This is a genomic window from Vibrio sp. Isolate23, from assembly GCF_022398095.1.
GTDB classification, from domain to species: Bacteria; Pseudomonadota; Gammaproteobacteria; order Enterobacterales; family Vibrionaceae; genus Vibrio; species Vibrio coralliilyticus_A.
Genome location: NZ_JAKEUV010000004.1, coordinates 81,103 through 100,362, shown reverse-complemented (window position 1 = coordinate 100,362; position 19,260 = coordinate 81,103). Strand labels below are relative to the sequence as shown.

Genomic DNA, 19,260 nt, shown 5'->3' with positions numbered 1-19,260 from the left:
AACGAACTATTTACGGTATTTCTGAATCAGCTTCTCGACAATGCGCGATACCGCCACAAAGCCAAATGTTGCGGTCACGACAGTTGCCGCACCAAAACCACTAGCACAGTCCATACGCTTAGGCCCTTCCGCTGTCGACTTCACACCACATACACTGCCATCTGGCTGAGGGTATTTAAGCTGTTCCGTTGAGAACACACATTCAATCCCAAACTTACGCTGCGGATTCTTGGGAAAGTTGTGGTGACGGCGCAAAGTGTCTTTGATTTTTTTCGCCAATGGGTCTTGGATGGTTTTGGTCAAGTCAGCAACCTGAATCTGGGTTGGATCGACTTGCCCACCCGCGCCGCCGGTAGTGATCACTTTAATCTTGTTGCTACGACAATACGCTAGCAGTGATGCTTTCGCTTTCACACTGTCAATTGCATCAAGCACGTAATCAAACTCTTTTGACAGATACTCGTGTTGGTTGTCAGGGGTAATAAAGTCATCTATCAGGTTCACTTTACACTCTGGATTAATAAGCTTTACACGCTCAGCCATCACTTCAATTTTACTCTGTCCCACTGTACCGCTCATTGCATGGATCTGACGGTTGATGTTAGTGACACACACGTCATCCATATCAATCAAGGTCAACTCACCGATACCTGTACGAGCTAATGCTTCGACTGCCCAAGAGCCCACGCCACCAATACCAATAACACAAACATGTCCCGCACGAAGGATTTCCACTTCGCTATTACCGTAGAGACGTCGAGTGCCGCCAAAACGTTGGTTGTAGCTGTCTGAAGCCGGAGTATCAAGTTCGCGCATAGTGCTGTTCTTCCGCCGAGTAATAGTACAAAAATAAAGAGTGCGATTTATACGCACTCTTTATTAAAAAGTCTAGGTTGAGTTAAGCTCAAGCTATTGTAACTTCTCCGGCGGCAATGCCCAAGGTGCTTGAGTAGCGGAGTTTTCTAAACCCAATTTCCAAACTCGGCCAAAATGTTTGTAATGGCCAGCTTCTGTCCCTGCCCTTGGTCCCATTCCATGATAGAGATCGAGGTGATTCTGTTTCACCGCCCCGCCAGTATCAAGAACAATCAGTAAACGCAATTGATGCGCACCACTCCATGTACCGTCCGCATTAAGTAAAGGTACCTCAGCGAGAATAGGCGTCCCCATTGGGAAAATAGATCGGTCACCGGCAACAGAAGCCATTGGCAGCAGCGGGATCCCTGCCGTCCCAGTCACAGGCGCATCAGCTCTTGGCTCAAAAAAGACGAACGATGGGTTCTGTTCAAGTAGCTCGCGCACTGTTGCATCATCATTAGCCAACACCCACTCTTTGATGGCTTTTAAAGACATTTTTTCCCGCGGTACTTGATCACGTTCAATCAGTATTTTTCCGATACTGATATAAGCCTTGTTATTCTTGCCTCCATAAGCGAAATATTCCAGCGTGTCGTCATCTTCAAAATGGACAAACCCGCTCCCCTGAACTTCCATCAAAAATGGGTCTATCATGTTCGCGGCATAGCCAAGTTCTAAGCCCTGACCTTCCAGCGCACCATCATAAATCTGTGCGCGTGTCGGGCAATCAATATCACATTCCGGCTTGCCATAAACCGGATACTTGTACGTTTCATTCGGCTCGTGACGCAATTCCATCACTGGCGAGAAATAACCAGTGAACAAGACGTTACCTTGCTTATCACCGCCTCCTAGCTGAGCCGTTTGAATGCCAAAGTCGCCTAACTGTGCTGGATCACCACTCTGTAACACCCATTCATTGAGTTTTTCATACAGTGATTGATAAATGCGTGCCATTGAGGGCGACTTATTGATCACCTGCTGTGACTGTTTGGTGAACTCAGTAAAATCCCGTGGCTTATCTGATTCGACCACAGCTGTTTTATTCAGAATCGAATTAAATTCACCATCAAGATATTGTTGAGCACGATCGTGCGGTTGCGCGCAGCCAAACAAAATGCTAGCCGCCAAAATTGGAAGATATTTTTTGAACACAGGTTTTATTCCTTTCAAGCCCGAAACAAAGGATGACAAACTCAAAGGCTTAGCGCAATCGGATAGACGTTAACGGATGTTATTTTTGAGCTTTTCTGACAATTGAATAGACAGGCTGGTAGCGAGGCTCAGAAATCAGCCTCATTTGACTGAAATCCTGATTGAGGATCAGATAACGACGCTCTATTTCGCCTACCCGAAACTCAACATAGGTACCGTTGAAACGAAAGCGGGTATCGACAACACCACCATCAATAACCACTCCGGTTTCATTCAGTACAAAACGATCCGCTGAGTACGGTGCAACTCCCTGTTCAACCCATGTTCCATATATCATTGAATTGGGGTGCTGAATATCTTGGTAGTGCTCATACAATGCCTTCGCCACAAATATCGAAGCAATCGCCAACGCAATAGCAAAGATGAGCACCGCTCGCTCTAACAGTTTCTTTTTCGTCAACTTGATACGCCTAATTTGACTTCACGCCACAACAACTGACAAGTTTAATGATTGCATTAAGTGTTAACCTAATTACTTCACTTTGCTAGAAATACTTATCAAACCAGACCAATCTATAAGCCCTTAAAATAATCCCATTGTTCCATCTAATCGAAATTTAATGCCTATAACCAAAAAAAACTTGCCGACAACGGAATAAAAAAGCAATATATTTACATATAAATTCACACCAATTGGATAAATAGTGAAGATTCGTAATACCGCTTTAGTCAAAGGATTCCGACAATCCGCGCCCTATGTGAACGCTCACCGCGGTAAAACCATGGTGATCATGCTGGGGGGAGAAGCGGTAGCAGATGGTAATTTTGCTAATATTATTAGCGATCTGGCTCTACTTCACAGCCTTGGCGTAAAAATCGTGCTGGTTCATGGTGCCCGGCCACAAATCAATCGAATTCTTCAACAATGCCAACATGATACGCCCTACCACAAAGGTATACGGGTGACCGATGAGGTCAGTCTCGACTTTGTGATGCAAGCAGCTGGACAACTCCAATTAGCCATTACCGCTCAACTTTCGATGAGTCTTGGTAATACACCAATGGCAGGGACTCAGCTTAATGTCGTCAGCGGCAACTTCGTCATCGCACAACCTTTAGGCATCGACGATGGGGTTGATTACTACCACAGTGGTCGCATTCGCCGAATCGATGTGGAGGGTATTAATCGCACACTCGATCAAGGCTCCATCGTTCTACTTGGCCCGATTGCCAGCTCAGTCACAGGCGAATCCTTTAATTTGTTATCAGAAGAAGTTGCCACTCAAGTCGCAATAAAGCTTCGTGCTGATAAGCTGATTGGTTTCTGTTCTGAGCAAGGGGTTATTGATCATAATGGCAATGCTGTTGCAGAGCTCTTTCCTAGAGAAGCGGAACAATTTCTGGAAAAGCTGGAACAAGACAGTGACACTAGTGGCGATAACGCCTCTGGCACACTCAGGTTTCTTCGCGCTGCTACGACCGCTTGTCGCGCTGGCGTACCACGCAGCCATTTGGTGAGTTATAAAGTGGATGGCGCCTTAATTCAGGAGTTGTTCTCCTTAGATGGCATCGGTACCCAAATCGTCAGAGCCAGTGCTGAGCAAGTTCGCCAGGCAAACATTGATGACATTGGGGGCATCTTAGATCTGATTCGCCCACTTGAAGAACAGGGAGTCTTAGTCAGACGCTCCCGAGAGCAACTAGAGCAGGAAATCCATCAGTTCACGATAATCGAGAAAGATGGTTTGATCATTGGCTGCGCTGCGCTGTATCCCTACACACAAGAAAAAATGGCAGAAATGGCATGCGTCGCGATTCACCCTGAATACCGTGATGGCAATCGTGGAGTTCTGCTGCTCAATCACATCAAACTGCAATCAAAATCCCAAGGAATTAAACATATTTTTGTTCTCACAACCCGAAGCTTGCATTGGTTCCGTGAACAGGGGTTTGGTGAAATGTCCGTCGACTTTCTTCCTTCGCAAAAACAAAACCTCTACAACTATCAGAGAAAATCGAAGATCTTAGCTATTGAACTGTAATGCATAGTAATAAGACAAGGAGTTAGTCAGTTTCTCAATCTCGTCTCACAGATGAAACACCTTTCTTTCCATTGTGATCCATTTTTCCACTTTATTTTGTCACATTAACTGGTTAAAATTCGAGCTCCCTAATTCCCCTTAGCGGAAGAGGGAGCCCTATTGGACATGTCTTCAACTTACAGGTGAATACTCCTGTAAGTCGCACGGATTGCTTGAGGTAGATAACAACGTCACTAAGAGCAAATAACCGATGAAAACCATCATCTGTAACTCCATCCAGAGCTTCTGGGATATGGCTGATAACGAACTTCTGGAAGGGTTGGACGTCCACTGCGTCTTCCCTGTCAGCAAGGGGTTAAAAGCATTCATATTGAATTACCAAGAGAAATATCGTATTCGTAGCATCTCTTTTAGTCGATCCATTCGATAAATTTTATCAATAGCCATGGATGGTCATTGTTGCAAACGACTTACCAAACCACTTGCCCTTTCTGTTCTGATTTTTACCCCTCGCGACATTACCCTTTCATCGGTATACAAACTCAATCTTTGCTTGGCACGCGTAATTCCAGTGTAAATGAGTTCACGTGTCAAAATTGGGGTAAAGTCTGGTGGTAATATCATTAGGGTGTGTTCAAATTCACTGCCCTGAGATTTATGAATCGTCATCGCAAAAGCCGTTTCATGCTCCGGCACTCGGCTTGGAAGCACCGCTTTGACAGAACCATCTGGTAATTCAAAAAACACTTTGAGTCGCTCTCCCCCTTCCGAGTTATCACGCAGACAAAGGCCGATATCACCATTGTACAAGCCCAACGTATGGTCGTTACGCACCACCATGACAGGTCGGCCGTGATACCAAAGCTCATCCTGAGTTTGGATCAGTTTACGAGCTTTGAGCGCACGTTCTACTCGGACGTTAAGCCCGGTAATGCCAAAGTCACCTTCTCGCACAGCACACAACAAACGACATTTAGAGAACAGCTGCAGCGCGGCCTTTGCCCTTTGATGAGTGGTTTCAGCCAGTTCGGTATCGGGATCTATCACGGTTTGCCCGATACGCTGCAAGTAATGGCTGTATTCCTGCACCAAGGTCTGAATCATCTGGCTGTAGCTCTCGCCATTGATAGGAAATTTAGCAATATCTTTAAAATCTCGCTGCCACACCCAATCAACTTTTTGTGTTGAACCAGAGTTAACCGCTTTCGCTAGTTGGCCGATTCCTGATCGCGCATCGAATCGGTAGCTCTTTTGCAACATACATAAGCTATCAGCAATGCTCACAGCGGTATTCGCTGTGTGAGCTAATGTCTGGTATCCCGTAAGCTGGGCAATCATGTTAGCTTGACTCGCGCTATAGCCTTGCTGGTGAAAAGCGCAAATATCACCCAACACCGCACCGGCTTCAACAGAAGCAAGTTGGTCTTTATCTCCAAGTAATACCAAACGAGCATGCTTTGGCAAGGCGTCCACCAATTTATACATCATAGGCAAATCGACCATGGAAGCTTCATCCACGACTAAGATATCGAGATGAAGTGGGTTGTGCTGGTTGTGACGAAATTCTACGCTATTTGGCACCGCACCGAGTAAACGATGCAAAGTGCTAGCATCGGTTGGAATTTGATCTTTAAGCGCAGGTTCAACAGGAAGTTCGGCTACGGCTTTACCGATAGATTCCGTCAAACGCGCGGCGGCTTTCCCCGTTGGCGCAACGAGCTTAATCACAGGTTCTTCGCCAGCTTGGTTCGCCTGAGTGATTAACGCAGCAAGCAACTTTGTCACTGTGGTGGTTTTTCCAGTTCCCGGCCCACCAGAAATCACCGCAAAGCGGCGCGTCAACGCTACCGCAGCAGCGACCTTCTGCCAGTTGACGCACACCGACAAAGGCACCAACTGATCCAACACATTCAATTGCTCGATTTTGGTCACATGAAGGAGCTTTTGGTCTATGGTAGGCCAATCGAGCAGCTCACTGCCCACAACATCAAGATGATCGCAGACTAACTGCTGTCTGAGTACGGGGGTCGAACTCCCTTCAGATTGCGCGGAGGCCAGAGCAGTAAAGAGATAATGATAGTTTCTGGCAAACAGATGATTGAGCAATTCTGTTAGCTTTTGAACCTCTATAGGCTTTAAGATCATTAGTGACCCAAAGCTATTCAAACGACTCGCCAATACGACTTCATAATGCCAGTACCGATGCAGGTAAAGTCGCTCGCCGTCAAAAGTCATCGGAGCTGACTGCCCTTGCTTGCCAACTAGGGAGGAAGACTCAAGTCGTGATGGCCAATTCACCTTCTGCAACCATTGATTCAGCTCAATTGCCGCCTCGCCAAACAACCCTAATTTGGCAGCCAAGTCCACAGCCTGCCCATAATGGTCAAACAGTGGTAAGCAAATATGCCCTTTACCTAACTCACAACTGAGTACCGCCGCCATAAACGCAATATATTCATCGTTACTTTGGGCGAGAACAAAACGAGCAAACTGATAATCAATTTGTCGGATTGAGCCTTTGCTCGCCAGAGACTGCAGACACGAAAAGAGAACTTGCATGATTAGAGTAACTCCATCTGACCAGAGCTGGACTGTTTCGGTTCGATAGGACGCCCATCAATCAGGCTGTCCATGTCTTCAAGAAATTCAAGCGTCGGACGCGCTGAGAAAATGCCGTGGCCACTTGCCCCATCCATACCGCGTAAAAACAGGTAATAGACTCCGCCGAAGTGGGTCTGGTAATTGTAATTTGGCACACGAGATCGCAGGAAGCGGTGCAAAGCCAACACATAGATTTGATATTGCAGATCATAGCGGTGATCCGCCATTGCCGATTTCAGGGCCTCGCCGTGGTAATCTGCGACATCACCTCCAAGGTAATTGGACTTCCAGTCAAGCACGTAATACTTGCCTTGATGTTCAAACACCAAGTCGATAAACCCTTTCAGCATACCTTGTGTGGAATGAAAGCCCAGATCGCCCGCTTTGGCAGACAGAGGGTCATGACGCTGAATAACTCGATTCAATGCCGGTGCTGTCAGTATTTCAATCGGCAACAAGAACTCCATTTCCACTAAACGCTGAGCCGGCTGCTTTTGATTGAGTTTCAGTTGCTTACCATCCAGAGGGGTAGCCAGTACCGTGTCGACAAGCTGCTGCAAAGCTGGTAGCCAAGCGGAGTCTAACTGCTCACTCTCCATTAGACTCACAATAATTTCACTATTATTGTCTGACGTGGCAGGTTCGGTAAACTCTACTTCTTCAAACAGGGTATGAAGGAAGGTACCGGGTCTAGCGCCTTTGGGGAAAGTAAAAATACTCTTCTCAGGTTCCAGCGCCTCTTCGTCCTGCAGCTCATCAGAGGAATCGACATCCAACAACAAAATATCCGTCACGGCATCCTCAAAATGGTGACTTGTGCCTTGCTTTACCAAACCTGAATAGCTGGTTATGCGCCAATTACGGTCGATTTCATTGTTCAACTCATTGGCGTGTAGTGCTTGCTGTTCTGCTTCTCGAACCACCAGCTTTTCATTGACGCTTTCCGGCAATCCTTCCACTCGAACACAACTCAGTTGCTGAACCTGTTGGTGCAGCGCTGCTGTTAAATCTGCGATGCCACCTTGTTCGCCGTTTTGTAATAAGTACCCCATCGCACTGCGATGTACACCTGTCGGTTCTTTGGTCGAGCGTCCATTACGCAACGGAGCCGTACCAATGAAACAACCATAAACAGCTCGGGTAAGAGCAACATAGATCAAGCGCAAATCTTCCGCCAAACGCTCTTTATCAGCTTGCTGTAATGACGCATCCTGCTTAGTGATATCAAGAATGGTTTTGTCCAAAGCACTATCGTAGTACTTGGCTTCACTCGCCTCTCGATAACTGAATACGAACGGCAGGAACACCAATTCGTATTCCAATCCTTTTGATTTGTGAATGGTTACTATCTGGACTAAATTGCGTTCCGATTCCAAGCGCTGGATTTGATCGTCACTGCCTCCTAATCCATTACGGGCATCGCTGATCGATTGTGCCAACCAGCGCAACAAACCGTGATCGCTGTCTAGCTCTTGGCTGGCTTGCTGGAGCAGCTCTCCGATGTGCATAAAGTCAGTCAGAGATCGCTCACCGTTTTCTTCTTCGAGCAGTCTCTCAGTGATGTGCCTTTTACTCATTACGCTACGCAGCATCGGCAGTACGCCACGCTGGCTCCACAAACGACGATATTCTTTAAACTCATTAATGGCGTTTTCCCATTCGTTTTCATCGTTATTGAGTTTGTCGAGGCTTCCTGCATCAAGGGAAAGTAACTCCGACGCGAGGCTAGCCCTTAAAGCTCGATCGTTTTCTGGTGTGAGCACAGCTTGGAGCAAGCGCTGTAAATCTTCGGCCACTTGTGAGACAAACACACTATCTCGATTGGACAGATAGACGCTGGCAATCCCCTTCTCAGCCAAGGCTTGTTTGATCATTCGACCTTCTCTGCCCGTTCGAACTAACACCGCAATGTCTCCAGCCTGAATGGCGTGTTGCGACTTTCCGTCATCAAAACATGCTTGATCATTCTGCGCGGCCGACAAAATATGATGGATCTTATTCGCACAGGCTTGTGACATGGCTTGGTGATAGTCACCTTTCGCTAAAGGCTTCTCTTCCGCTTCTTGTAACCAGTAAGTCATTGCTGGTTGAGGTTGCCCGTCGATCATCCATCGACGTTTATCTGCATTCGGGCTCGAGTTAACCGGAACAAACGGAATATCCTCATCGTAGATAAAAGGACTATCTGGCGTTTGAAACATCTGATTCACCGCAGCAACCATCTCTGAGCTAGAACGCCAGTTAGTCCCTAGGGTGAAGTGTGAGGAAACCTGATTACGTGCTTTAATGTAAGTAAAAATGTCCGCACCGCGAAAGCCGTAAATGGCCTGTTTGGGATCGCCAATCATAAACAAGCCACATTGAGGGTTATCGAGATAGATACGGCTGAATATGCTGTATTGAAGCGGATCAGTATCCTGGAATTCATCAATCATGGCGACCGGATAGAGAGAGCGAATCCGCTGAGCCAGTTGTTCACTGTCATCTCCATCAATCGCGGCAGAAAGTTGCGTGAGTAGATCATCAAACGACAACCACTGTTTCTGCTGCTTTGCTTTCGCTAACATATCACGGCACTGCTCTATAGCATGTGCCAGCAATGGTGCTTCCAAGCTGATAGGCTGTGCGAGAAACTGCTCAATCGCCAAAAAAGTGGGGTGGCTTGGAGCCTGCCCTTTGGGTGTTTTCTCTTGTAAAACATTCTGGGCAAACTTTTCCAGTTTATCCGGATAGTCATAGCCCGTAGTTTCACTCTCTGCCCACATATCGACCACTTCAAGCCAGGCAGGCAATGATTTTTTGGTGTAGCTTCGTTTATTGACATCTGATTCATTGATCAGAGCAAGGTAGTCTTGCTGACCTTGACGCCAAATCGTTTTGAGATCGTCAATTTGCTTAAGATTCTTGGCATGTAACTCAGCCATACTGCCCTGCATCGCGGGCACTGATAGCTGTAATGGCGCTCCTGTTAAGTATGGAGAGATCTTTGTTAGTAATGCAGCAGGAGAGTCCCATATTCGCCGCACTTCACCAGCAAGCTGAAAAGGTAACGGGTAAAAATTGCGTCGCCAGTAATCTGCCACAACCTGAGCTTTGAGGTGACTTTCATCCGTGACGAATTCATTATTAAACCGACAACCTGACTCAAACGCATTTTGAGTCAGCATACGCTGACAAAAGCCATGAATCGTGTATACCGCCGCTTCATCCATCTGCCTTTCGGCTTGGAGTAAAATATCAGCCGCTTGAGAATGATCGTCAATGTCTTCAAGCAAAGGCTGAATAACAGGATCATGACTTTGCCCACGTGAAAAGGCCAACCTTGCATCATGAATTCGGGCTCGAATTCGGGCTCTCAACTCGGCAGTTGCCGCCTCGGTAAAGGTGACCACCAGTATTTGGTCGACCGTTAATGGCTGTTGATGTTTGCTCTCTGAGCAGCCGTGGCCCAGCAATAGCCTAAGGTACAAACCTGCGATAGTGAAGGTTTTACCGGTTCCAGCCGACGCCTCAATTAAGCGCGCGCCATGAAGTGGAAAAGTCATGGTATTCAGTGACGGTACCATTGACGTGGATGTCATAAAATTCGAGCCCTTGATGCATTAATTCCAGATCCAAGTGTGACCTAGATTTTAAAATGATATTTATCAATAACAATCCTATTCAAGATAGGATTTTATGAGACCTTTCTCACGACAAGCGAGTGGACTTACCGATAGTATGCGCAGCACGACTTACGTTGGTCATGCCTGACGCTAAGCAACCAAATCATGGTCCCTCTGACCTGTGGCCGTACAGAAAACACCCTACACAAATAATGATTTCCTGGCGGCCACCTATTTATCTATCTCTTGATTGTTTTTCACTGTAAGCCTCGGCGCTTGTAATACTAACGTCGTCAAAAGCCTAACTTGCATCGCCAACTCTTCACTCCATTGAGGCCAGATACGGGCAATATAACAATTCGCACCTTCCCCTGGACTCAAGTAACTGTCGTTAAATGTGTCTGCCATTTTCTTTAGCGCTTTTTCTTCATCATCAACCCAATTGCCACGATTGAAGCCAGCTTCGACACAGGCTAAAGCTGTATTAGGAAAATACGCTAAAGGCGTTGTCATTCCTTGATAGAACAAACGAACCAGCTCTCCCAGTGTCGATTGAGCAACCGCTGCATTCTCTAACGCTGGATACGTTAGGTGTACAACGCCTTCTTTACGATCATAACCAACCATGTGCGAGCATTGATAATGCCCCATCGCATTCATGGCTAAATGATCGATCCAGACAGCAAGGTAATCCTGAGCGCGAATACGTCCACTACGAAAGCGGACTAATCCCGATTGATAGCTCTGAGTGAGCCACCCCGTTAACTTAACAGGTTTACCTTCTCCCAATACATCAAAGGCCAGTTTCACTTCAAGATCGTCGTTAGGTGAACCACATAGCCAAGCAAGTTTTTCTACCAGTTCTTCGGCTTGAACCCGATTAGTTTCAAATTCGATATCACCAAATGCGCCTACCGGTAGCTTACCTTGTGCACGCTGGTGAGCAATGAAATCATTAATAATGGCTTGCTGGTCCCCTTCTCCACTGAGCTGGTGCTCAAGCAACAGCTCCAGCAGGCTATCACGCATTTGATAGCTTTCTAAACCATTCAGCACAAATGGCTCATCATCTTGCATCACAGGTAATGGGGGTTCAAACACCACTTTTAGACGGCGATTAAAGAAATACTGTACAGGTAAACGCCAGAAACGTTGTAACTCAACCAAGTCCAGTTCAAGCGGATACACAGCATCCAACAAATAATCACTTAACTGGCGATTGAACTGTCCACCGACTTGACCTTGTCGACTTGCGGCAGGTAACCATTCTTTGGCGTAACTAGCACTATTTTCAACAAACGCACTTGGACTAAATGGCACCATTGGGTGACTGGCTCGGATACAACTCAGTAAACGCTGACCCGATTCATCCACCGCTAAGTTTTCATCTCCTACCAAGCAATAATTTTGTTGGCAATACTCCATTAATTCAGACACTAATACCGATGGCACTCGCTCAGTATTGTCCTGAATCGAGCGACCTACATAGCTGATGTAAAGTGTGTGCTGTGCTGATAATAAGGCTTCCAAAAATAGATATCTGTCATCATCCCGACGAGAGCGATCACCGGGCTTCGCTCGGCCATTCATTAGATCAAACCCTTCCGGTGGAACCGTTCGAGGGTAAATACCATCGTTCATCCCAAGTAGGCAGACGGTACGAAATGGAATTGAGCGCATCGGCATCAAAGTACAAAAGTTCACTTGGCCAGCGAGGAAGCGCTGGCTGACTCGAGTTCCAGACAGTTTGTTATGCAAATATTGCGAGACTATACTTGGCGTCAACGCTTGTTTATACGCAGCATCTTGAAGCTGATCTTTTAAAGATGTGAGCGTATCTCGAATCGACTTGAGCGCGGCTTCGCCCTCCAAATCAACACGAAAGAAGTCATCCAATGCTAGCGTTAATGTCTCACGCCACTGCTCAATAGGCTGGGTTTTGGATAGTTGGCTGCGGTAATGACTGACGGTTTCGATAAAGTGGGCCAGTTTCCCCGCTAACTCAGCGCCCATGCCTTGAACCTGATTATAGGGTGACAACAAACCACTTTCGGTTTCGAGTAAACCTGCAGACTCTGGCATCGCATACCCAAGTAACATACGCTGAATACCAAACTGCCAAGTATTTTGCGATATTTCAGGTAAATCAAATTCTTCACCAGTGTGGTGATTAAGTCCCCAACGAATGCCCGACTCTTCAACCCATTGCTTCGCTTGAATGAATTCATCTTCATTTAAACCAAATCGCGCCAAAATAGCAGGTGTTTCTAGCAATTCGAGTAACTCAGAAGCAAGACAGCGGGTATTCGGCAAGTTAACAACCTGCATAAACGCATGCAAAATCGGGCTTTCCTGATCAGCCGTTCGGTCAGAAATAGAATAAGGGATGAAGCGCTCACCCGGTGCATTGCCAAACACAGCCTGAATAGCCGGACTGTAGGCATTAATATCTGCGACCATAACAATGATATCGCGTGGTTTAAGGCTTGGATCTGCATCAAACATCGCCAGCAATTGATCATGCAGTACTTCCACTTCACGCATCGGGCTATGGCAAACATGCAATGTGACCGAGCGATCCTGTGCATCGATCACCTGTTTGTGATAGCTATCATCAAGTTTTTTATCATCCTGATGCTCTTCAAGATTAAGAATGTCTGCCTGTAGGTGATGCAGCAAAGAATCACGATCAATATCCACGAACGCTTCAATTTCGTGAGCCTCTAGTTGAGACAGTAAATACATATTATCTCGACCTAACTTGCCCATCGAAGCAAGTAAACTGTTACCGACCACATTGGTATGCAGTTCATCATCAAGGTTTTGCTCGATATCACCTTTCAGTTGCTGAGATTCGCCCTCCAGCTCAGAGTGGTCTTGTTTCCATACCAAATGCTGTCGATGCCGAGCCGCCAAACGGGCAAGGTATTTACGATCGCGCACCTCTCCCCAATAGTAACGACAAGGGTTAGTAAACATCAGATGGACATCAATATGCTCACCGATGGCTTTCAGTGCGTCCATGTAACGAGGGGGTAGCGAAGTGATACCAAAAACAAACAATCGCTTCGGTAAATATTCAAAGTGACCACTGCTGTTTTCCAGCGTATCAATGAAATGCTCGTAAAGGTTGGCGCGATGATAAGGTGACTGCCCAAGCGCCACAGTATGGTCGTATAATGCCTGCCACAAAATAGGCTGCCAGCAATGTTCTTCACCCAGTTCCGCCACAGTTTTTCCAGCTTCCCAGCTGGCAATCCACTCAGGGCGATAAACCAGATAACCATCGAAAATATCAGCGATTTTTTCAGCCAGTTGATACAGCTTACTCTGATCTTCATCATCCACCAGATAGTGCTTAAGTGCTTCGAACTCGACTTGCTCGAGAAGCTCAGGAAGAATAAACATCAGCTTCCATGTCATGGCTTCTTTGTTGAATGCACTTCGCTGAGGCACATCTGGTAATACCTGAGTGAACATATTCCAGATGAAAGTAGCAGGGAGTGGGAACTCAATGTTTGCAGCGACACCAAATTCTTTAGCTAACTCGATTTTCAGCCATTGAGACATTCCCGGGCTCTGAACCAGAATTTGCTCTTTTTCGAACGGGTTATCCAGTGGGTTAAGCCGAACCAATTCGACGAGTAAAGATTTTAAAACGTCAACTTGGTTGGAATGGTAGACAGTAAACAAAATGCACTCACACTATTCTTGCCACAATTGGGTTGAGATTAGCATAAGTGCATCACTTTCTTGATCATTATACGCCTATCAATGCATCAAAAGGCTACGCATTACGCACTATGACTTTGTGAGGCTGATAGAAGCTGAAGTAACGCCATGCGACATATCCCACAACCCCGGTCGCGACTATCAGCTCAAAGCTCGCTAACATTTGCACTTGATCGACATAATGAGCCTCAACACCGATCTGTTGCATCCATCCTGCCAACTTAAATAATGCTGTTGAACCAATGACCATTGGGAAAGTAAACGCGGCGTAACCTGGACTAAACTGTAGCCGTAATAGTCTGAAAAACGAGAGATAAATGATCGCAGTCATCAAAACACCGATGCCAAACAACAAGCCAACAATCACAGGCGAGGGCTGCGCTGACACCGTCAGATAACCAGCTAAGGATAAACTCGCGGGGGCCGCCATAATCGCCAAGGTTGGTTTCGCCGCATCAGGCACCTGGCGGGTAAACATAAAACGATAAAGCATCATTGGTAGCATAACGGCATACGCCAGCATGCCAAAAACTAATGCACCATGTGCTATCATCGCAAGATCCGGATTACCCGAAAACGACACATCCGCGACAATAATCCCCACTGGCGGCACAAACCAGCTTGGTACCATATGATGAAGTTCAAATTCCTGAGCGCGGTGATAAACAAAGCTAACAAGAAAAATAATATGCAGCCCGACCGCCCCTAACCAAAGCGCATCTCCCATCACTGGGGAAAAATGGCCGAGTGAGTGAGACACCACCATGGTGCCCATTGCAAATGTCGGAACCACACTGCCCACCACAGGATGGGCAAGATCTTGAATCAATAGATGTCGATGAAATAAAAACTTTACTGCCAAAACGATAAGCAACACACTGGCTAGCGCAGCTCCACCCCATTGGCCGTAACCATGCAAAGGCGCAAAGTTTTCCCAACACCAGCCTAAACTGGCAATCCCCAGCGCTAATCCTGCCATAGGTGTCGGTGCACCCATCACTTTTGCTTTTGTCGCTTGAATCATGATTGCCTCACACTCTTTCTTTTACAGAGGCAATATTACGCTTGCTAAACGTTCGGATATATCTAATTATTTAAAACACTTGTTCAGAATAGTTAAACGTTATAATTATGGCTGCCAATATTTCTCTCAAACAGTTAAAAGTGTTCATTGCCATTACTCAGCACGACACATTGACTGCCGCCTCGGAAGCGCTGTTTTTATCCAAAGCTGCGGTCAGTATGGCGTTATCAGAACTTGAGAAACAGCTCGGTCATTCATTATTTGATCGGGTCAATAATCGCCTTGTTCTCAATCAGGAAGGACAAAAACTGCTGCCGTTGGCAGATGAACTACTGCATAGAGCTCAAGATATCGACCAACTGTTTGACGGAGACCAACCCCTTAGGGGGCTACTCAGAATCGGTGCTAGTGATACGATCGGTAATCAAGTCGCACCTTACATGCTCAGTACATTTCGCCAGCAAACCAGTCATAAAGCTCAGAGTTTATTCATTGCGAACTCTGCGTTGATCTGCGAGAAACTGGTCGACTATGAACTCGATCTGGCAATGATTGAGGGGAAAACCTTACACCCTCAGCTAATTTCTACTCAGTTTGGCCAAGATGAAATGTGTGTCATCTGCGCACCGAATTCACCATTTGCTAAGTCACCTCAGCACCCAATTGGTCAACTCGAAAATAGCGAATGGATTCTACGCGAGCCCGGTTCAGGCTCACGGGAGTTTTTCTTACGCGTGATTGCACCCCGCCTTGAACACTGGCAAGAAGCGTTTCAGCTCAACACCACTGAAGCACTGATCAACAGCGTTTCTGCAGGCCTCGGTCTTGGCTGTCTATCGCGCTTGTCGGCGGAATCTGCGATTCGTAGTGGTCGAGTGGTCGAACTGACGTTACCGCTGGATATGAAAAGGCGCTTCTGGTTGCTGGTACACAAAGAAAAGTATCAAAGCCCGCTACTCAAATCCTTCATCGACTTCTGTCATAACTGGCAATAAAAAAAGGGCAGCCCCAATCACTAGGGCTGCCCTTCTAATCACTCAAATTAGAGAGATCAGACAGTGGATTCATTTGCTGGCTCAAGCACCAATTTTTGTTCCTCTTGGTTCTGCTTCGCTGGGCTACGTTTTGCCAGTACGTAATAGAACAGTGGCGTGAGTAGCAGGCCAAATACCGTGACACCAATCATGCCAGAGAACACTGCGATCCCCATGGCTTGTCGCATTTCAGCACCCGCACCGGTAGAGAACACCATAGGTACAACCCCCATAATGAAAGCGATCGATGTCATCAGAATCGGGCGTAAACGCAGACGCGATGCCTCTAGAACCGCCTCCATGACAGTACGACCTTTGTCCTGCAGCTCCTTGGCAAATTCAACAATCAGGATAGCGTTCTTCGTCGCCAAACCAACCAGTACAATCAGACCAATCTGGGTAAAGATGTTGTTATCGCTACCCCACATGATCACACCACTGATCGCCGACAGCAGTGTCATCGGGATAATCAATATGATCGCCATCGGTAAACGAACACTTTCATATTGAGCCGCCAACACTAGGAACACCAACAAGATCACCAGAGGGTAAACCAGCGTAGCAGTATCACCAGCCAACTTCTGCTGGTAGGTCAACTCTGTCCACTCATACGTCATGCCGATAGGTAAAGTCTCAGCAAGTATCTGCTCAATCGCAGCCTGCGCCTCACCTGAACTAAAGCCAGGCATTGGGCTACCGTTCACTTCAGCCGTCGTATACGCGTTGTAATGCATCACACGATCTGGACCTGCGCTGTAGTTAACGTCAACAAAGGCCCCCAGAGGAATCATGTCGCCATCGGCATTGCGAACCTTAAGCTGACGGATTTGCTCTGGTGTCTGACGGAACTCTTCATCAGCCTGAACATTGACCTGATAAGTTCGGCCAAAACGGTTAATGTCGTTGACATAGGTACTACCCATGTAGGATTGAAGTGTAGAGAACACATCGTCAAGAGACAGATCCTGCTTGAGTGCTTTGGTACGATCTACGTCCAGATCAAGCTGAGGCACATTAACCTGATAGCTTGAGAATACGCCCGTCAGTGCTGGATGCGCCCAAGCTTTCATGATCACTTGTTGAGTGACACCATACAAAGCTTCATAGCCATGGTTTGTTCTGTCCTGAATTTGGAGACGGAAACCACCAATAGTTCCCAGCCCCTGTACAGGCGGCGGTGGGAAAATAGCGATAAAGGCATCTGGAATCGAAGCGAACTTCTGGTTGAGCTGCATCGCAATCGCGTTGGCACTCAAGCTTGGATCTTGACGTTCATCGAAGTCGGCCAATGGTGTGAACACAATGCCGCTATTCGGGCTATTGGTGAAACCATTGATGCTCAGCCCTGGGAAAGCCACAGAATGTTCAACACCCGGTTGCGCCAGTGCGATTTCCGACATTTCACGAATCACCGCTTCAGTTCGATCCAGTGATGCTGCATCTGGTAATTGTGCAAACGCCACCAGATATTGCTTATCCTGCCCCGGTACGTAGCCCGTAGGAGTCTGATCAAACTGATAAGCTGTCAAGCCAAGCAAGCCAACATACATCAAACCAATCAAGACACCTAAACGGATGGTCTTGGTCACCGCGTAGCCGTATACCATAGCACCACGATTAAATAGCTTATTGAACGGCGCAAAGATAAAGCGGCCAAACAATCTGTCCATAGCGCGGGTTAACCAGTCTTTCGGCTGATCGTGGCCACGTAGCAATAGCGCTGATAACGCAGGGCTTAAAGTCAGCGAGTTAATCGCTGAAATAAAGGTTGAGATAGTAATCGTCAAAGCGAACTGTTTATAGAATTGCCCGGTTAGGCCAGACATAAACGCCGTCGGGATAAATACCGCCGCCAAGACTAAAGTCGTTGCAACGATTGGCCCCGTTACTTCTCGCATCGCTTTTTCAGTTGCGGCAATCGGTGCTAAACCTTCTTCAATGTTCCGCTCAACGTTTTCGACGACAACAATGGCGTCATCGACGACAATACCAATAGCCAATACCAAACCAAACAGGGACAAGGCATTGAGCGAGAACCCCATCAGATACATAAAGGCAAACGTACCTACCAGTGATACAGGTACTGCTACCAATGGAATGATCGAAGCGCGCCAAGTCTGCAAGAATAGAACGACAACCAGTACCACCAGCAAGACAGCTTCGAGCAATGTCTGAACGACTGCTTCAATTGAGCCACGCACGAACACTGTTGGGTCATAAACGATCTCGTAACTCACACCTTGTGGGAAGGTTTGCGACAACTCCTCCATCTTCGCTCGTACATCATCAGAAATCTGAATCGCGTTAGAGCCAGAAGCTTGGAAAATAGGAATAGCAACCGCATCCTGATTATCCAACATTGAGCGAAGAGAATATGTTTCTGCGCCTAACTCAATACGCGCTACGTCTCTGAGTCGGTTAACCTGACCATCTTCACCTACTTTAATGATGATGTTTTCAAACTCTTCAACTTCGCTTAGACGACCTTTCACATTGATCAATAGCTGGAAATCAGAGTCACCACTTGGTTGCGCGCCCAGGCTACCTGCCGCAGCTTGTTGGTTCTGTTCCTGAATCGCGGCAATCACTTCGCTTGGATTCATGTCCAGAGCGGCGACCTTGTTTGGATCCAGCCAGATACGCATGCTGTATTCACCGCCACCAAACAGTCGAACCGCACCAACACCTTCGATACGAGCCAACTCATCTTTGACATTCAGTGCCGCATAGTTCGCTAGGTATAGCAGGTCATAACGCTCATCAGGTGAAATTAGGTGAACGACCATCGTCAGATCCGGTGAGGACTTTTCTGTCACCACACCTAAACGCTGCACAGTTTCTGGCAAGCGAGGTAAAGCGCGATCCACTCGGCTTTGAACCAGTGTTTGTGCCTTGTCCACATCGGTACCGATGGCAAACGTCACGGTTAAGGTCATTACACCATCTGATGTCGCCTGCGAAGACATATACAACATGTCTTCCACACCATTAATCTCTTCTTCGAGTGGAGAGGCAACGGTATCGGCAATAACTTTAGGGTTTGCTCCCGGGTAGGTCGCCGTCACGACAACGGTCGGCGGCACCACTTCCGGATACTCAGTGATAGGCAACTGCCACACTGAGATCGCACCGCCGATAAAAATCAATATCGACAATACGGAAGCGAAAATCGGCCGACGTATAAAAAACTGAGAAAACATTGCAATGAT

The 19,260-nt window shown here is 46.9% G+C and carries 11 protein-coding genes; 3 read left to right on the top strand and 8 right to left on the bottom strand.

The window, feature by feature from the left end; all coding sequences use genetic code 11:
- Nucleotides 1-6 precede the first annotated feature (6 nt).
- From tcdA to L1D31_RS12570, 3 genes are all read right to left on the bottom strand, one after another.
- Entirely contained in the window at nt 7-816 is an 810-nt protein-coding gene (tcdA, locus tag L1D31_RS12580) for a tRNA cyclic N6-threonylcarbamoyladenosine(37) synthase TcdA (RefSeq protein WP_239837461.1), read from the bottom strand.
- Nucleotides 817-909: 93 nt separating this feature from the next.
- Complete coding sequence (gene mltA / locus L1D31_RS12575; RefSeq protein ID WP_239837460.1) at nt 910-2,013, bottom strand: murein transglycosylase A; 1,104 nt, start codon at nt 2,011-2,013, stop codon at nt 910-912.
- A 79-nt stretch (nt 2,014-2,092) separates the two neighbouring features.
- Nucleotides 2,093-2,473, bottom strand: coding sequence for a DUF2850 domain-containing protein (locus L1D31_RS12570; protein WP_239837459.1), 381 nt, complete (start codon nt 2,471-2,473; stop codon nt 2,093-2,095).
- A gap of 244 nt (nt 2,474-2,717) precedes the next feature.
- On the opposite strand from L1D31_RS12570, the gene argA reads away from it, so the two are divergent.
- Nucleotides 2,718-4,055: an amino-acid N-acetyltransferase gene (gene argA, locus L1D31_RS12565; protein WP_239837458.1), complete on the top strand. Its 1,338-nt coding sequence runs from the start codon at nt 2,718-2,720 to the stop codon at nt 4,053-4,055.
- Nucleotides 4,056-4,305: 250 nt separating this feature from the next.
- Nucleotides 4,306-4,485, top strand: a complete 180-nt coding sequence (locus L1D31_RS12560) for a hypothetical protein (RefSeq protein ID WP_239837457.1) — start codon at nt 4,306-4,308, stop codon at nt 4,483-4,485.
- Between the two features lie 23 nt (nt 4,486-4,508).
- On the opposite strand, the gene recD is transcribed toward L1D31_RS12560, so the two are convergent.
- The 4 genes from recD to L1D31_RS12540 all read right to left on the bottom strand — a co-directional run bounded on the left by recD (nt 4,509) and on the right by L1D31_RS12540 (nt 15,017).
- Nucleotides 4,509-6,614: an exodeoxyribonuclease V subunit alpha gene (recD, locus tag L1D31_RS12555; RefSeq protein WP_239837456.1), complete on the bottom strand. Its 2,106-nt coding sequence runs from the start codon at nt 6,612-6,614 to the stop codon at nt 4,509-4,511.
- 2 nt (nt 6,615-6,616) lie between these two features.
- Nucleotides 6,617-10,237 carry an exodeoxyribonuclease V subunit beta gene (recB, locus tag L1D31_RS12550; RefSeq protein ID WP_239837455.1) on the bottom strand — a complete coding sequence of 1,207 codons (3,621 nt, stop codon included), beginning with the start codon at nt 10,235-10,237 and terminating at the stop codon, nt 6,617-6,619.
- Nucleotides 10,238-10,492: 255 nt separating this feature from the next.
- On the bottom strand, nt 10,493-13,954 hold the full coding sequence (gene recC, locus L1D31_RS12545) for an exodeoxyribonuclease V subunit gamma (RefSeq protein WP_239837454.1): 3,462 nt from the start codon (nt 13,952-13,954) through the stop codon (nt 10,493-10,495).
- Between the two features lie 94 nt (nt 13,955-14,048).
- The gene (locus L1D31_RS12540) at nt 14,049-15,017 is read right to left on the bottom strand and encodes a TDT family transporter (protein WP_239837453.1); all 969 of its coding nucleotides are present in this window, start codon (nt 15,015-15,017) and stop codon (nt 14,049-14,051) included.
- 107 nt (nt 15,018-15,124) lie between these two features.
- Here L1D31_RS12540 and L1D31_RS12535 point away from each other — a divergent pair, with 107 nt between their 5' ends.
- Nucleotides 15,125-16,012 carry a LysR substrate-binding domain-containing protein gene (locus L1D31_RS12535; protein ID WP_239837452.1) on the top strand — a complete coding sequence of 296 codons (888 nt, stop codon included), beginning with the start codon at nt 15,125-15,127 and terminating at the stop codon, nt 16,010-16,012.
- Between the two features lie 56 nt (nt 16,013-16,068).
- Here the strand turns inward: L1D31_RS12535 and L1D31_RS12530 are convergent, their stop codons facing one another.
- On the bottom strand, nt 16,069-19,251 hold the full coding sequence (locus tag L1D31_RS12530) for a multidrug efflux RND transporter permease subunit (protein ID WP_239837451.1): 3,183 nt from the start codon (nt 19,249-19,251) through the stop codon (nt 16,069-16,071).
- Nucleotides 19,252-19,260 lie beyond the last annotated feature (9 nt).

Coding starts and splice junctions, on each gene's coding strand:
- tcdA (WP_239837461.1), bottom strand. CDS start 816: ATGCGCGAACTTGATACTCCGGCTTCAGACAGCTACAACCAACGTTTT.
- L1D31_RS12560 (WP_239837457.1), top strand. CDS start 4,306: ATGAAAACCATCATCTGTAACTCCATCCAGAGCTTCTGGGATATGGCT.
- recD (WP_239837456.1), bottom strand. CDS start 6,614: ATGCAAGTTCTCTTTTCGTGTCTGCAGTCTCTGGCGAGCAAAGGCTCA.
- recB (WP_239837455.1), bottom strand. CDS start 10,237: ATGACATCCACGTCAATGGTACCGTCACTGAATACCATGACTTTTCCA.
- L1D31_RS12540 (WP_239837453.1), bottom strand. CDS start 15,017: ATGATTCAAGCGACAAAAGCAAAAGTGATGGGTGCACCGACACCTATG.
- L1D31_RS12535 (WP_239837452.1), top strand. CDS start 15,125: ATGGCTGCCAATATTTCTCTCAAACAGTTAAAAGTGTTCATTGCCATT.
- L1D31_RS12530 (WP_239837451.1), bottom strand. CDS start 19,251: ATGTTTTCTCAGTTTTTTATACGTCGGCCGATTTTCGCTTCCGTATTG.